Source organism: Microbacterium sp. TS-1 (assembly GCF_000509385.1).
Lineage (GTDB): Bacteria > Actinomycetota > Actinomycetes > Actinomycetales > Microbacteriaceae > Microbacterium > Microbacterium arborescens.
This window is the reverse complement of sequence record NZ_BASQ01000001.1, coordinates 2,390,265-2,403,816: the sequence shown is the minus strand read 5'-3', so window position 1 is coordinate 2,403,816 and position 13,552 is coordinate 2,390,265. Positions and strand designations below refer to the sequence as shown.

Below are 13,552 nucleotides of genomic sequence, written 5' to 3'. Positions count from 1 at the left end.
ACCGTGCACCGGGACGGCATCCGCCGCCGACCCGGTGCACGGTCGCGTTTCCCGCACCGCTGACCATCCCGCAGCGCGCACGACCCCAGGAGGAGACATGAGCAACCAGAGAACCGCCGGACTCGACCCCGAGCACCCCGCGAAGCCCGATTCCATCACCGACGTCGAGAAGCCTTCGTGGAAGCACGTGCTGAAGCGAACGGTCCGCGAGTTCAGCCGCGATCAGTGCCCCGACCTCGCCGCCGGGCTCACCTACTACGCCGTACTGTCGGCGTTCCCGGGTCTTCTCGCGGTGTTCTCGCTCCTCGGCGTCATCGGGCAGGGGCAGCAGGCCGCCGACGCCGTGCTCGACATCGTCGGCCAGGTCGCTCCCGGCGGCGCCGCCGACACCCTGCGCGGCCCGATCGAAGAGATGGCCACCTCTCCCGCGGCGGGCTTCGCCCTCATCTCCGGTATCGTCCTGGCGCTCTGGTCGGCATCCGGTTACGTCGGCGCATTCAGTCGCGCCATGAACCGGATCTGGGAGATCGACGAGGGACGCCCCTTCATCAAGCTGAAGCCGCAACAGCTCGGCGTCACTCTTCTGGCGGTCGCGCTCGTCGTCGTCGCGCTCGTCCTCCTCGTCGTCTCCGGGCCAGTGGCCGAAGCGATCGGCGACGCGATCGGACTCGGCAGCACCGCCGTGCTCGTCTGGCAGATCGCCAAGTGGCCCGTGCTCGCGTTCATCGTCGTACTGCTCGTCGCCGTGCTCTACTACTTCGGCCCCAACGCGAAGCAGCCGAAGTTCCGCTGGATCAGTGCGGGCGCCGTCATCGCGATCGTCGTGCTCGCCATCGCGACCGCGGGCTTCGGCATCTACGTCGCGAACTTCTCGAACTACGAGCGCACCTACGGGTCGTTCGCCGGCGTGATCGTGTTCCTGCTGTGGCTGTGGATCACGAACCTCGCCCTCCTGTTCGGCGCGGAGTTCGACGCCGAGCTCGAGCGCGGACGCGAGCTGCAGGCGGGGATGCCCGCCGAGGAGACCATCCAGCTGCCGCCTCGCGACACCACCCGCATCGAGAAGACTCGGAAGCAGGAGTCCGAGGAGCGCGCCGAAGCGCAGCGCCTGCGCGCGACGGGAGGCGCGTCGGACGACTGAGGCCCGTCACCGCGCTGCTGCCCGGCCGCGACCGCGTCAGGGCAGCAGCGCGATCCGGTCGTCGAGGTACGAAGCCAGCGGCATGCGGGCTCCCGCCGCGAACGCAACGGTGACGACCCCATCGTGGCTGCGCGCGAGCGGCCCCGAAGCCCCGCCAGCATCGACGACGTCGAGATCGATCGGGGACCAGTCCAGGTGCACCGGCTCGCCTTCGGCGAAACCACCGCGGAACGCCGCTGCCGCACGCTCGGACCGAGCCCGCTGCGCTTCGGCGGTGTAGCCGCGGATCGCCTCGGCTCGGGCTCGCAGCAGCTCCCCTGTCGCGAACACCTCATCATCGGCGATGAGCAGGACCCCGAGATGCCACGCATCCCCGACCGGCAGGATGCGGGCGGCGCGGCCGAAGCCGAGCAGACGCCGCCCCTCGCTGCGGACCCCGAGTCGTTCCCGGGGAACTCCGATCAGCCGACGACGGGCGTCGGCGATGAGTTCGGTCGCAGCTTCCGGCACCCCTCGATGCTATTGACCGTCGCCGTCCGCCGCGCGCACCTTGCGCTCCGCCGCCGCCAGTGACTCGCGCGCCGACGCGACGGCGTCGTCGAGGTCGTCGACCGCGGCATCGGCCCGCTCGGCGTCCTCGGACACCCGCGCGAGGTCCCGCCGAAGCTCTTCGGCCCGCTCGTGCAGCCGGTCAGCCCGTTCCCGCGCGCTCGACCGGCGTTCCTCCGCGCGGGCCAGCGCCCGGCCTGCTTCGCTCGCCTCGCGCTGCGCCTCGCGCCGGCGCTTCTCCGCCTCACGTCGCGCGCGCCGTTCGGCGAGATCGTCTCGCGGCCTCGCGGGCGCCTCGGCAACACCGGGAATCGAACCCGCGACGCGGTCAGCCAGCGTCTCGGAGTCGAGCGACCCCGGCTCGAGGGTGCGCACGAGCCGGCCCGCTCCCACCACCGCGCCCGCGACGGCATCGACGATGGCCGCATTGATGGTGCGCTCCACCTCGTCGCGCGCCGCCGCCGACAGCGCGACACCGGCCTCGTCAGCCAGGTCGGCGGAGCGGCGCGCGAGCGCCGCGACCAGGGCGCGCCGCTGCTTGCCGAGTCGGGCGAGCTCAGCCGCGTCGAGGTCGTCTTGCGCCTCACGCAGCGCCCCGGAGAGTTCGAGCGCCTCGCGGAAGGACGGGTCGCGGCTCAGCAGGTTGACCGCCCACGCCGCCACCGTCGGCTTGCGCAACCCGCGGATGCGCGTGCCGAGCGCCCCGGGCGCCTCCGTCGCGCGAGCGTTGCGGGCGGCGACGAAGTCGGCGGGCGCCACGACCAGCAGTTCAGCGGCCGCCGCGTCGAACTCGTCGCCCGCACCGCCGTCGGTATGCGCCCCGTTCGCCGTCATCCCGCCATTGTTACCGACCGCGCTTCGGAGCGCGCGGCATCAGTTCACCATCGACGACATCGAAAGCCGGCAGATCCGCGAACACGTCCTCGTCGAGCGAGCCGGTGGGCTTGGGCTCGAGCTCGTCATCGGGGCGCGGATCAATCATCATCGGCTCCCACTTTCATCCGCGATCCACGGAGCGTCGAGCCCTTGACAATGAGATTGGGCTTCGTCCCGCGGACGTTTAATGTGGTGCTCGTGGGCACCATCTATTACGGAGACGGCGCATCGCCGATCCACATCGAAGACCGCACGCTGGCGCACCTCAAGGTGGTCATCGCCACCAAGCTGCGTCGCGGCGAGAGCTTCACGCTCTCATGGCGACACCCCGACGGCGAGCCCACGGGACGCAGCACGATCTGGCTGCACCCCTCGATCCCGCTCCGGTTCGCCTTCGACGACCCCGAGCCGACGACGCTCAGCCGCGAGTGGGTCGAGGAGATGGCGAACTCCGCGAACTCGTCCGGCGGCATCATGGTGGTCACCGAGCACGTCGACGACCCCGACACGGTCGCCCCGACGGGCAACGACGCCGCATCCTGACCGGCCGCAGCGCAGAGCGGGCAACGCCGCTCAGCCGACTTCGGGCGCGCCGTCCTCGGCCGGCTCGGGGACGATCGTCAGGCCTGCCGGCCCGCTGGCGACCTGCATGAGCTCTTCGACCCAGTGGCGGTTGATGCGCGGCTGCCTGCTGCCCGAGAAGTGGAACTGCAGCGGCACGGACGGGTGGATCCAGTAGCTGCGACGCTCACCCCCGCGAGGCAGATCGATGTCGAACATAAACGGCTCGGAACGGCGCAGCTTGTTCATGATGACGATGCGCAGGTGCGCCAGAGTCCGGTCGTCGATCTCGACGGAGTTCCCCAGCGTGTCGTAGATGAATCGGCCCACGCAGTGAGCCTAACGCGCAACAGACGGTCCGATAAACGACGGACCGTGGGCGCGGGGGCCGTCAGCCGTCGATCTGAGCCGAGGTCTCGACTGCAAGCATCTCGGCGGCACCCTCTTCGACGCCGATCGGAACCACCACCGGACGGCTGGCGCTGAACGCCTCCCACTCGCGCAGCACGACCCGCTCGATGTCGACGACGGCGAGGGACGGATGCGCGGCGGCCAGGCGCGAGACCACGCCCGAGAACGACGTCACCACCTGGCCCTCGATGGTGAAGCGCTCCTCGGTCGGGGTCACCGGAAGGGAACACATGTTCTCATGGTGTCACGCGGTTCCCCGCTTGACGAATGTCAATTCGCGGGCTTTCTCCGGTGACTAGCTACCTGTCAGGCGCGGTCGCTGCGGGCCTGAACGGCGCGCGGATCGGGCGCGTGGGCGTCGACCTCGTCGACGGCCTGCTGCAGGCGTCCGAGACACGCGATGACGATGCGCGCCTCCTCCGCCGACATGCCGTCGACGGCGGCGATCATGCGCTCGTGCATCCGCCCGAGGGTCTCGCGCACCTCTTCGTCCGACTTCTCCGTGGCGACCACATGGACGCTGCGCCGGTCGCTGGGGTGGGCCTGACGGGTGACGTGGCCGGACTTCTGCAGCCGGTCGATCAGCGCCGTCGTCGAAGCCGTCGAGATGCCGAGGTAGCGGGAGAGCTCGGTCGGCCCGACGAGACGCCCCTCGCCGTGCGCCTTGATGAGATAGCGGAGCACGAGCAGCTCGTTCTCGCCCATCGACATGGAATCCCGCGTGCGGCGGCGCATGGCAGCTTCCGCGGCGCGATAGAGCCGGAACGCCTGGAGCACGGCGATGCCGCGCTCGCGAGGAGTGCCGGGGTCGTCCGAGTCCGACGGGTACCAGTAATGCGTGGGCGTCGGGACATCGGGCACCTCGGCATCCTAAGACGCGGGCGGGGCCTCGCGCACGTCGCACGCCGAGGGATTGACGCGCTCGCCCATCCATGAGAGGGGATGATCCGGAACACGAACGTCTGCGCCGTCGGTCACTCGTCGCGGTCGTACCCCAGCGCAGGTCCGTCGCCATCGATGGTGTGCCCGGCGGGCGCGTCCGCGGCGGCCGCCCGGGCGCGTCGAGCACTCCGGCTGAGCAGCACGGCGGCTCCCGCGGCGGACAGCAGCGTTCCGAGTAGCACGCCGAGCCGGGCGCCGTCGGTGTGGACGCCGTCGGCGAAGGACAACCCCGTGATGAGCAGCGACACCGTGAACCCGATCCCGCAGAGCAGCCCGATGGGCAGAAGATCGCGCATCCCGACGCCGTCCGGCAGCCGGAGCGGCGTCGTCCGGGTGACGAGCGCGGTGGTCCCCAGCACGCCGGCCGCCTTGCCGACGACCAGGCCGACGATGATCGCGAGCACGACGGGCTGCGCGACGACCGCGAGCGGATCGCTGGTCCCGACCACGCTGACCCCGGCCGCGAAGAACGCGAACACGGGGAGAGCGATACCCGAGGAGAAGGGACGCACGAGGTCGTCGTACGTGTCGGTGCGCGCCACGCTCTCGCCGTGCACCGGCCGGGCGGGGACGGCGAACCCGAGCAGCACCCCCGCGATCGTGGCATGGACGCCGGAGGCGTGGAGGAAGCCCCAGACGACGAGCCCGAGCGGCAGCAGCATCCACCACCGGGCCCATCGCTGCCGGACGACGACGGCGAACACCGCCGCGGTCGCGAGCGCCACCGCGAGCGCCACGATGTGGATCGTCGCGGTGTAGAAGATCGCGATGATCAGGATCGCGAGCAGATCGTCGACGACGGCGAGGGTCAGCAGGAACGTACGCAGCCCCGGCGGGAGACCGCGCCCGAAGATCGCCAGCACCGCGAGTGCGAACGCGATGTCGGTCGCGGTCGGGATCGCCCACCCGCGCAGCGCCTCGGTGTCGCCCGTGACGAGGATCACGGCGGTGAAGAGGATCGCGGGCAGCAGCATCCCGCCCACCGCCGCCAGCACCGGCACCGCCGCCTCGCGCGGGCGGCGGAGACTGCCCGCGACGAACTCGTGCTTGAGCTCGACGCCCACGACGAAGAAGAACAGCGCGAGCAGGCCGTCCGCGGCCCACGTCGACAGCGAGAGGTCGAGGTGCAGCGCCGCGGGCCCGATCGTGAACTCCGACAACGCGGTGTAGGAGGCGGCGAGGGGCGAGTTCGCCCAGATCAGCGCGAGGGCCGCGGCCGCGAGAAGCAGCGCGCCGCCCGTCGTCTCACGGGACAGCCAGCGGCGCAGGCGGGCTCGGCGGGGCAAAGCGTCGTACATGCGGGGAGACCTCTCGTCCTTCGCCGGCGTTCGACACCGGCCTTGTCGACCAGACTTCCCGACACGCCGACCGCCAGTTTACTCTTCGGGCGATGCGACCGCGGGGCCCTCCGTCGACGCGCGCGCGACGTGCAGCTCCGCGATGCGACGACGGTCCAGTCGCGTCACCTCGATCGTCGCGCCGTCGACCTCGATGCGATCGCCGACCCGCGCGAGGCGCCCGAGCTGCTCGATCACGAAGCCGGCCACGGTGTCGGACGTCCCGCGCGGGATCGAGATGCCGGTGGCCTCCTCGAAGTCCTGCAGGTTCAGCCGCCCGTCCACCGGTCCGCCGTCGCCGGCGAGCGGATGCGGCATCGCCTCGGTGTCGTATTCGTCGACGATCTCGCCGACGACCTCCTCGACGAGGTCCTCGAGGGTGACGATGCCGTCGGTGCCGCCGTACTCGTCGACGACGACCGCGATCTGGCTGCCCTCGGCGCGCATCGACGTGAGGGTCGGCAGCAGCCGCGCGGTCGAGGGAAAGTAGCGGATCGGTCGCACGATCGACTGGAGGGACTGCGTGTCGTCGGTGCCCGCGGCATCCAGGACGTCGCGCACGTGGACGAATCCGGCCACATCGTCGATGGTCTGATCGATGATCGGGTACCGCGAGTACGGCAGATCGCGAACGAGCGCGGCGGCCGCGCCGACGGTCTCGCCGCCCGGCAGCGAGACCACTTCGGGTCGCGGACGCATCACCTCGCTCAGCTGACGGTCGCGCAGCGACAGCACGTCGTCGAGGATGCGCCGCTCGTCCTCGGGAAGGCCCTCGTGACTCGACACGATGTCGCGGAGCTCCTCGTCGCTGAGCTCCTCGCCGGTCTTGTTCGGGTCGCCCCCCAGCAGCCGCACGAGCAGGTTGGTCGAGAGCGAGAGCAGCCAGATCACCGGGCGCATGAGCTTCGCGAAGCCGTTGAGCACCGGAGCGACACCGTACGCGAAGGCGGCGTTGCGCTGGATCGCGAGGCGCTTGGGCACCAGCTCGCCGAGCACGAGCGAGAGGTAGGCGATGATCAGGGTCAGCACGATCGTCGCCACGGTCATCGCGGCGGCATCGGACAGCCCCCACGACACCAGCAGCGGGGCGAGCGAGGGCGCGATCGACGAGGCGCCGTACGCCGCCGAGGCGAAGCCCGCGACCGTCACACCGATCTGCACGGCGGAGAGGAACGTGTTGGGGTTCCGCGCGAGCGCGGCCACCTTCTCGCCCCGTTTGCCGCGGAGGGCGAGCGCGTTGACCTGGCTCTCGCGCAACGTGACGAGGGCCATCTCGGTGGCGGCGAACACACCACCGATCAGCACGAAGACGACGACGAGGACGATGTTGAGGAGCAGGTCGCCGTTCACCGGCGGACCTCGCTCGCGAGACGGGACGCGCCCGGGGTCACCCGGGCGCCGGGACTGTCGGAGTCGGAGGCCTTCGAGGCTCGATGCGTCATCGCACAAAAATAGCGGCATCTGCTCGGGATGCGCTGAACGCTTGACAACGGCCGAGGCCAACGGCCGAGGCCCCCACCGATGTCGGGATGTGCCACGATGCAGGGATGGACGAGGGTGTGGCCGCCGAGCTCCGCGCGCTCCGCCTCCGCGCCTACGCGCCGGGCGGTGACATCGCCGACGATCCCGCTGCGCTGGCTCGACTGACGGAGCTCGAACAGCGCGAACGCGCGGAACGGATACCGCGCACGCACGCACGCGAGCCCGATCCGGAGCCCGTGCGTCCGTCGACCATCGACACGCTCACGGACCTGCCAACGGCCCGATCCGACGAGCCGCGGCATGACGAGCCGGGGGATGGCGTCGCGGAACCGACGGCGCGCCGCGCGCGGCCGCTGCGCTCGATCCTCTTGTGGGCCGGTTCGCTCGTCGCGGTGGCCGCCCTCTCGGTGGGGATCACCGCGTTCGCGACGGCCCGCAGCGCATCGACCGCGACCGCGTTGCCGCCGGATGCGAGAATCTCCCACGTCACCACGCTGCTGCCCACGGGCGAGGAGATCCCCGCATTCATGCGGCCGTACAGTGGCGGGGTCGAGCCGGGGTCGTTCGAGAAGTTCCTCGGCCTGTCGGTGTTCCGCTCCACCGACACCTGGCGGGGAAACGACGACGTCTGCCTCTCCGTCGCGCGCATCGACGATGAGACATCCGGTGACGGCTCGCGCAGCGGGGCGTTCTACCAAGGCTGCTCCGCCGGCGCGTTCCCCGCGGCCGTCTCTTTCGTCGTCTGGGAGGATCAGCCCGACGAGCTCCTCGAGCGATATCCCCTCGGCACCGGGCTGCAGTTCGTGCTGACGGATGCCGGCGTCGACGTCTTCGTGTCGGAGGCGCCGGCGTCCTCCGCCGCACCGGAGGCGCCCGGCGAAGCGGCGAGTCAGCCCGCGGGCTGAGTGATGACGTCGGACTCGGCGGTGACGCCGTTGAGCTCGACGTAGAGGTGGCGCTCGGTGACCGAGACCGTCACGGTGTTGCGGCGGTCGAGCGCCGAGACGAGGGTGTCGATGAAACCCGGCTCGAAGCTGTGGAGGGTGATCTCCGAGACGCGGTGGATCTTCTTCCCCGCCCACGCGGCCACGATCGGACCGGGATTGCGCTGCGTGTAGACGGCGACGCGATCGGCCTGCTTGCTGCCGAGGTGCAGGCGCGCGGCATCCGGCGCCCCCACCTCGATCCAGGCGACGATCGATCCCGTCAGGTCGCGCACGAGCACGGCGGGCTCGTCCTTCGCGGCGATGCCCTCGGTGAAGTCGATGCCCTCCTCGTACTCGAGGCAGTACGCCAGCAACCGGGTCAGCATGAAGGCGTCGGTCTCGGAGGGATGCCGCGCGACGCGCAGGGCGAACGACTCGTACACGCCGCGGTCGACGTCGGCGAGCGTCGCATCGAACGTGTGGATCGTCGCCCCGGCAGCCATGAGGAACGAGCCTAGCCGCCCCCGGTGGCACCGCCGTGTGCGACGCTGTTCTCATGCGGATCGCACTGACGGGATCATCGGGAAAACTCGGCACGGTCGTCGCTCGTGAGCTCACGGCGGCAGGCCACGAGGTCATCGGCTTCGACGTGATCGGCAGGCGCGGCCCCGCGTTCGTGCAGATCGACCTGACCGACTACGGCCAGGTCGTCGACGCTTTCGGCTCGGTCGGCGACCGCCACGACGGCGTCGACGCGATCGTGCACCTCGGCGCCGTCCCCGCGCCCGGCGTCCGGCCCGACATCGCGACGTTCCACAACAACATGGCCGCGACCTTCAACGTCTTCCACGCCGCGACCCGGCTCGGCATCGACCGGATCGTCTACGCCTCGAGCGAGACGGTGCAGGGGCTGCCCTTCGATGTGCCGCCGCCGTACATCCCCGTCGACGAGGAGTATCCCGCCCGCCCCGAGTCGGTGTACTCGCTCGTGAAGCATCTCGAGGAGCAGCTCGCGATCGAGCTCGTACGCTGGCACCCCGGACTGTCGATCACGGCGCTGCGATTCTCGAACGTCATGGTGCCCGAGGACTACGCCGAGTTCCCCTCGTTCGACGCCGACCCGATGCGCCGCAAGTGGAACGTGTGGAGCTATATCGACGCGCGCGACGGTGCCCAAGCGGTTCTGCGTGCGCTCGAGAACGCGCCGACGGGCTTCGACCGGTTCCTCATCGCCGCCGCCGACACCGTCATGTCACGCCCGAACGCGGAGCTCGTGGCCGAGGTGTTCCCCGACGTCGAGATCCGCGGCGACCTCGGAACGAACGAGTCGCTCTTCTCCACCGAGAAGGCGCGCAGGCTTCTGGGCTACGAGCCGAAGCACTCCTGGCGCGACCACGTCTGAGGCGATCTAACGGGCACCCGCCGCGGCGACGCGGCGGGCCTGCTCAGCCGCGCCGAGCGCGACGTACTCGCCCGGCGCGGGCACCTCGACGTCGAGACCGAACACCGCGGGGGCGATCTGCTGCACGGCGGCCGATCGCGCCCCCCCGCCGACCAGCAGCACGCGCCGCAGCGGCACGCCCTGGTCGCGCAGCGCGTCGAGCCCGGCACCGAGACCTGCCAGCATCCCCTCGACCGCGCCACGGGCGAGGTTCTCGCGCGTGGTCGAGGCGAGCGTCAACCCGGTCAGCGAGGCCGTCGCGTCCGGCAGATTGGGCGTGCGTTCGCCCTCGAAGTACGGCACGAGCGTCAGCCCTCCCGCCCCGGGCTCGGCCGACAGCGCGAGGCGCGACAGGCCGTCGTGGTCGACCCCCAGCAGAGCGGCGACGACATCGAGCACCCGTGCGGCATTGAGCGTGCACACGAGCGGCAGGTGATGCCCGTCGGCTGACGCGAAGCCCGCCACGGTCCCGGTCGCGTCGACCGCGGGCGTCTCGCTCACGGCGAAGACCGTGCCCGACGTGCCGATCGAGACGACGACGTCGCCGACGCCCGCGCCGACGCCGAGAGCGGATGCCGCGTTGTCGCCGGCGCCCGCCGCGACTCGGCGGCCGTCCCGGTCCTCCACCCACTCGTCGGCGGCGAGGACCCGCGGAACCACGGCATCGTGCCCGAGAGCGGACACGAGCAGCTCGCGGTCGTACTCGCCCGTGACAGCGCTCCAGTAGCCGGTCCCCGAGGCGTCGGAGCGATCCGTGACGAGCTCGGCCAGAGCGGCGGCCCCGGCCGCACGGTCGGCGACCGGGCCGAAGCCGCGCAGGCGCCAGGTCAGCCAGTCGTGCGGCAGAGCCACGGCCGCCGTGCGTGCGGCGTTCTCCGGCTCGTGGTCGCGCAGCCACCGCAGCTTGCTGATGGTGAACGAGGCGACGGGCACGAGCCCGGTGCGCTCGGCGAGCCGGTCGGCGCCGTATTCGGCGACGAGATCGGATGCCGCCTGCGCCGATCTCGTGTCGTTCCACAGCAGCGCGTCGCGCACGACGGCCCCCCGCTCGTCGAGCGCGACGAGGCCGTGCTGCTGCCCGCCGATCGACCAGGCCGCGACGTCCGCCATCCCGCCCGCCAGCTCGATCGCCGCCTGCAGTGCGGTCCACCACGACTCGGGGTCGACGCTCGTGCCGTCCGGGTGGGGCGCGCGCCCCTCCCGGACGACCCGACCGGTGTCGGCATCGACGATCACGACCTTGCACGATTGGGTCGACGAGTCGACACCCATGACCAGCGTCATGCCGGCATCCTCTTCTCTCGCGTTACGGGGCTTCTCGCGGCGCCGGTGTCAGCGTGCGCCGAGCAGGTGCTCGGTCGCGAGCTGCTGCAGACGGACGAATCCGAAGCCCTTGCCCCCGAGGTACGCGTCGGCGTCGAAGTCCTCGTAGGCGGAGCGGTCGCCGACGAAGTCGTCGTAGCTCTCCCCCTCGCCGAACGTCGGCTGGGCGAGCTCGGGAACGCGGGCCGCCTCGAGCGCCTCCTGCACCTCCGGGTCGGCGCGGAACGCCGCGGCCCGCTCCTTGAGCAGCAGGTAAGTGCGCATGTTCGCGGCGGCGGAGTCCCAGACGCCGGTCTCGTCCTCGGTGCGGCTCGGCTTGTAGTCGAAGTGGCGGGGGCCGTCATAGGCCGGTCCGCCGTTCGGGCCGCCGTTCTCGAGCAGGTCGACGAGCGCGAAGGCGTTGTGCAGGTCGCCGTGTCCGAACACGAGGTCCTGGTCGTACTTGATGCCGCGCTGGCCGTTGAGGTCGATGTGGAAGAGCTTGCCGTGGTACAGGGCCTGTGCGATGCCGGCCGCGAAGTTCAGGCCCGCCATCTGCTCGTGCCCGACCTCGGGGTTCAGTCCGACGAGCTCGGGGCGCTCGAGCGACTCGATGAAGGCGAGGGCGTGACCGACGGTCGGAAGCAGGATGTCGCCGCGCGGCTCGTTCGGCTTCGGCTCGATCGCGAAACGCAGGTTGTACCCCTTCTCGACGACGTAGTCGCCGAGGAAGTTCACCGCCTCGCGGTAGCGCTCCAGCGCCTGACGGACGTCCTTCGCGGAGTCGTACTCGGCGCCCTCGCGGCCGCCCCACATGACGAAGGTCTCGGCGCCGAGCTCGGCGCCCAGGTCGATCTGACGCAGCGCCTTGCGGATCGCGAAGCGCCGCACCGCGCGGTCGTTCGAGGTGAACCCGCCGTCCTTGAAGACCGGCGCGCTGAAGAGGTTGGTGGTCACCATCGGCACGGTCAGCCCGGTGTCGGCGAGCGCGCCCTTGAGGCGGTCGATCTGCGTCTGGCGCTCGCTCTCGCTCGATCCGAACGCGAAGAGGTCGTCGTCGTGGAACGTCAGTCCCGCGGCCCCGAGCTCGGCGAGCTTCTCGACCGCGTGGACGACGTCGAGGGGCGGCCGGGTCGGACCGCCGAACGGGTCGGTGCCGTTGTAGCCGATGGTCCAGAGGCCGAACGTGAACTTGTCGGCCGGGGTCGGGGTGCGCATGCGTGCTCCTTCGCTTCGATTGCTGCGACCTCAGCGTAAGTCGGTTTGTCTATTACGTCAACAAACTGTGTTCTCGTAGGCTGATCCCGTGAGTGTCGCGCCGGGAACCGCCGAACTCGTCCGGCGTGTGAATCTCGCCCGGATGCTCGTCGCCGTGCATCGCGACGGCCCGATCTCGCGCGCCGCGCTCACCGCCGAGCTGGGACTCAACCGCTCGACCATCGGCGCGCTCACGGCGGAGCTCGCTCGCCTCGGCCTCGTGACCGAGACCGCCGGCGCCGCCGAGGGACGCATCGGCCGCCCCTCCCCCGTCATCACCGCGCGCCCCGACGTCGTCGCCGTCGCCGTGAACCCCGAGGTCGACGCCGTGACACTCGCGGCGGTCGGACTCGACCGCCGCGTGCAGGCCCGTCGGCGCGCCGTCACGACCAGCCTCATCACGCCGCAGGAGCTCGCCTCGCTCGTCGCGGAGACCATCGAGGAATGGCGCGCGGGGCCGCTCGCCACGACGACGGTCATCGGGATCGGCGTCGCCGTCCCCGGTCTCGTCGAGCCGGCCGCGGGCCTCGTCGTGCATGCCCCGCACCTGCGCTGGACGGACGCGCCGCTCGCCGACCTCGTGTCGGCCGCGACGCGAACCCCGACGACCGTCGGCAACGACGCGTCCTACGGCGCGCACGCCGAGTACCTCTTCGGCGCCGCGCGAGGTGTCGCGGACGTGATCTATCTCAACGGCGGCGCGAGCGGCATCGGCGGCGGGCTCGTCGTCGGAGGCGCCCTGGTCGGGGGCGCACGCGGTCTCGCCGGCGAGTTCGGACACAATCCCGCGATCGTCGAGGACGCTGCCGACCGCCGCTCCGGCGAGCACGCCGCACTCGAGGACGAGGTCAGCCAGCACCGCCTGATCGCCTCGCTGGGGCTCCCCGGCGCGGACGGCGCCGAGCTGCGCGCGGCCGTCCACGGCGCCGCGAACCCCGCCGCCCGAGCCGAGGTGCAGCGGCAGCGCCGCATCCTCGCCTCCGCCGTCGCGAGCGCGGTCAACGTCCTCGATCCGGCCGTGGTCGTGCTCGGCGGCTTCCTCGCCCCGCTCGTCGAGAGCGACGTCGACGCGTTCGCCGAGGCGGTCGCGCGACAGACGATCTCCGGCCACGCACCGCTCATGCGCACGGCGGAGCTGGGCGACGACCGGCTCCTCGTGGGCGCCGCCGAGACCGCGTTCGCCGCCCTCCTCTCCGACCCGGTCCCGGTCATGACCGGCTCCGGCACACCCATGACCGATTCGACCGCCGCGTCAAGCGCCGCCGTCGCCGCACGCTGAACTCGTACGATCGAACGGTCGCGCAGCGCCGCGGCATCCGTCCCGAGA

At 71.2% G+C, this 13,552-nt stretch carries 16 protein-coding genes; 5 read left to right on the top strand and 11 right to left on the bottom strand.

What is annotated here, in order from left to right:
- Positions 1 to 97 precede the first annotated feature (97 nt).
- Positions 98 to 1,141 (top strand): YihY/virulence factor BrkB family protein, encoded by a 1,044-nt coding sequence (locus tag MTS1_RS11245; RefSeq protein WP_023953910.1) that lies wholly within the window; start codon positions 98 to 100, stop codon positions 1,139 to 1,141.
- A gap of 36 nt (positions 1,142 to 1,177) precedes the next feature.
- On the opposite strand, the gene MTS1_RS11240 is transcribed toward MTS1_RS11245, so the two are convergent.
- Genes MTS1_RS11240 through MTS1_RS16635 form a run of 3 tightly spaced genes read right to left on the bottom strand, consistent with a single transcriptional unit; the run spans position 1,178 to position 2,675 of the window.
- Entirely contained in the window at positions 1,178 to 1,651 is a 474-nt protein-coding gene (locus MTS1_RS11240; protein WP_023953908.1) for a hypothetical protein, read from the bottom strand.
- 9 nt (positions 1,652 to 1,660) lie between these two features.
- Entirely contained in the window at positions 1,661 to 2,524 is an 864-nt protein-coding gene (locus MTS1_RS11235) for a hypothetical protein (RefSeq protein WP_023953906.1), read from the bottom strand.
- A gap of 10 nt (positions 2,525 to 2,534) precedes the next feature.
- Positions 2,535 to 2,675 (bottom strand): hypothetical protein, encoded by a 141-nt coding sequence (locus MTS1_RS16635; RefSeq protein WP_023953904.1) that lies wholly within the window; start codon positions 2,673 to 2,675, stop codon positions 2,535 to 2,537.
- A gap of 89 nt (positions 2,676 to 2,764) precedes the next feature.
- On the opposite strand from MTS1_RS16635, the gene MTS1_RS11230 reads away from it, so the two are divergent.
- On the top strand, positions 2,765 to 3,109 hold the full coding sequence (locus MTS1_RS11230; RefSeq protein WP_036305622.1) for a hypothetical protein: 345 nt from the start codon (positions 2,765 to 2,767) through the stop codon (positions 3,107 to 3,109).
- 30 nt (positions 3,110 to 3,139) lie between these two features.
- Here MTS1_RS11230 and MTS1_RS11225 read toward each other — a convergent pair whose 3' ends face one another.
- The 5 genes from MTS1_RS11225 to MTS1_RS11205 all read right to left on the bottom strand — a co-directional run bounded on the left by MTS1_RS11225 (position 3,140) and on the right by MTS1_RS11205 (position 7,167).
- On the bottom strand, positions 3,140 to 3,457 hold the full coding sequence (locus MTS1_RS11225; RefSeq protein WP_023953900.1) for a hypothetical protein: 318 nt from the start codon (positions 3,455 to 3,457) through the stop codon (positions 3,140 to 3,142).
- A 61-nt stretch (positions 3,458 to 3,518) separates the two neighbouring features.
- A complete protein-coding gene (locus MTS1_RS11220) occupies positions 3,519 to 3,770 on the bottom strand; it encodes a hypothetical protein (protein WP_023953898.1) in 252 nt (83 codons plus the stop codon).
- A gap of 74 nt (positions 3,771 to 3,844) precedes the next feature.
- Positions 3,845 to 4,399 carry a MarR family winged helix-turn-helix transcriptional regulator gene (locus tag MTS1_RS11215; RefSeq protein ID WP_023953896.1) on the bottom strand — a complete coding sequence of 185 codons (555 nt, stop codon included), beginning with the start codon at positions 4,397 to 4,399 and terminating at the stop codon, positions 3,845 to 3,847.
- Between the two features lie 113 nt (positions 4,400 to 4,512).
- Positions 4,513 to 5,778: a Na+/H+ antiporter NhaA gene (gene nhaA, locus MTS1_RS11210; protein WP_023953895.1), complete on the bottom strand. Its 1,266-nt coding sequence runs from the start codon at positions 5,776 to 5,778 to the stop codon at positions 4,513 to 4,515.
- A 78-nt stretch (positions 5,779 to 5,856) separates the two neighbouring features.
- Positions 5,857 to 7,167, bottom strand: a complete 1,311-nt coding sequence (locus tag MTS1_RS11205; RefSeq protein ID WP_036304769.1) for a hemolysin family protein — start codon at positions 7,165 to 7,167, stop codon at positions 5,857 to 5,859.
- 197 nt (positions 7,168 to 7,364) lie between these two features.
- Between MTS1_RS11205 and MTS1_RS11200 the strand changes: the two genes are divergently transcribed.
- Complete coding sequence (locus MTS1_RS11200) at positions 7,365 to 8,204, top strand: hypothetical protein (RefSeq protein WP_023953890.1); 840 nt, start codon at positions 7,365 to 7,367, stop codon at positions 8,202 to 8,204.
- Here the strand turns inward: MTS1_RS11200 and MTS1_RS11195 are convergent.
- Entirely contained in the window at positions 8,189 to 8,728 is a 540-nt protein-coding gene (locus tag MTS1_RS11195; protein WP_023953888.1) for a YaeQ family protein, read from the bottom strand. The two genes, MTS1_RS11200 and MTS1_RS11195, sit on opposite strands and share 16 nt — an antisense overlap.
- Positions 8,729 to 8,781: 53 nt before the next feature.
- On the opposite strand from MTS1_RS11195, the gene MTS1_RS11190 reads away from it, so the two are divergent.
- Entirely contained in the window at positions 8,782 to 9,627 is an 846-nt protein-coding gene (locus MTS1_RS11190; protein WP_023953886.1) for an NAD(P)-dependent oxidoreductase, read from the top strand.
- Between the two features lie 6 nt (positions 9,628 to 9,633).
- Here the strand turns inward: MTS1_RS11190 and xylB are convergent, their stop codons facing one another.
- Positions 9,634 to 10,950 (bottom strand): xylulokinase, encoded by a 1,317-nt coding sequence (gene xylB, locus MTS1_RS11185; protein WP_023953884.1) that lies wholly within the window; start codon positions 10,948 to 10,950, stop codon positions 9,634 to 9,636.
- A gap of 48 nt (positions 10,951 to 10,998) precedes the next feature.
- The gene (gene xylA / locus MTS1_RS11180) at positions 10,999 to 12,186 is read right to left on the bottom strand and encodes a xylose isomerase (protein WP_023953882.1); all 1,188 of its coding nucleotides are present in this window, start codon (positions 12,184 to 12,186) and stop codon (positions 10,999 to 11,001) included.
- Positions 12,187 to 12,274: 88 nt separating this feature from the next.
- Here xylA and MTS1_RS11175 point away from each other — a divergent pair, with 88 nt between their 5' ends.
- Positions 12,275 to 13,504, top strand: a complete 1,230-nt coding sequence (locus MTS1_RS11175) for an ROK family transcriptional regulator (RefSeq protein WP_023953881.1) — start codon at positions 12,275 to 12,277, stop codon at positions 13,502 to 13,504.
- Positions 13,505 to 13,552: the final 48 nt, after the last annotated feature.

Bases quoted from the DNA above. Each gene is read 5' to 3' on its own strand.
- MTS1_RS11245 (WP_023953910.1), top strand. From the start codon at position 98: ATGAGCAACCAGAGAACCGCCGGACTCGACCCCGAGCACCCCGCGAAG.
- MTS1_RS11235 (WP_023953906.1), bottom strand. From the start codon at position 2,524: ATGACGGCGAACGGGGCGCATACCGACGGCGGTGCGGGCGACGAGTTC.
- MTS1_RS16635 (WP_023953904.1), bottom strand. From the start codon at position 2,675: ATGATGATTGATCCGCGCCCCGATGACGAGCTCGAGCCCAAGCCCACC.
- MTS1_RS11220 (WP_023953898.1), bottom strand. From the start codon at position 3,770: ATGTGTTCCCTTCCGGTGACCCCGACCGAGGAGCGCTTCACCATCGAG.
- nhaA (WP_023953895.1), bottom strand. From the start codon at position 5,778: ATGTACGACGCTTTGCCCCGCCGAGCCCGCCTGCGCCGCTGGCTGTCC.
- MTS1_RS11200 (WP_023953890.1), top strand. From the start codon at position 7,365: ATGGACGAGGGTGTGGCCGCCGAGCTCCGCGCGCTCCGCCTCCGCGCC.
- MTS1_RS11195 (WP_023953888.1), bottom strand. From the start codon at position 8,728: ATGGCTGCCGGGGCGACGATCCACACGTTCGATGCGACGCTCGCCGAC.
- MTS1_RS11190 (WP_023953886.1), top strand. From the start codon at position 8,782: ATGCGGATCGCACTGACGGGATCATCGGGAAAACTCGGCACGGTCGTC.
- xylB (WP_023953884.1), bottom strand. From the start codon at position 10,950: ATGACGCTGGTCATGGGTGTCGACTCGTCGACCCAATCGTGCAAGGTC.
- xylA (WP_023953882.1), bottom strand. From the start codon at position 12,186: ATGCGCACCCCGACCCCGGCCGACAAGTTCACGTTCGGCCTCTGGACC.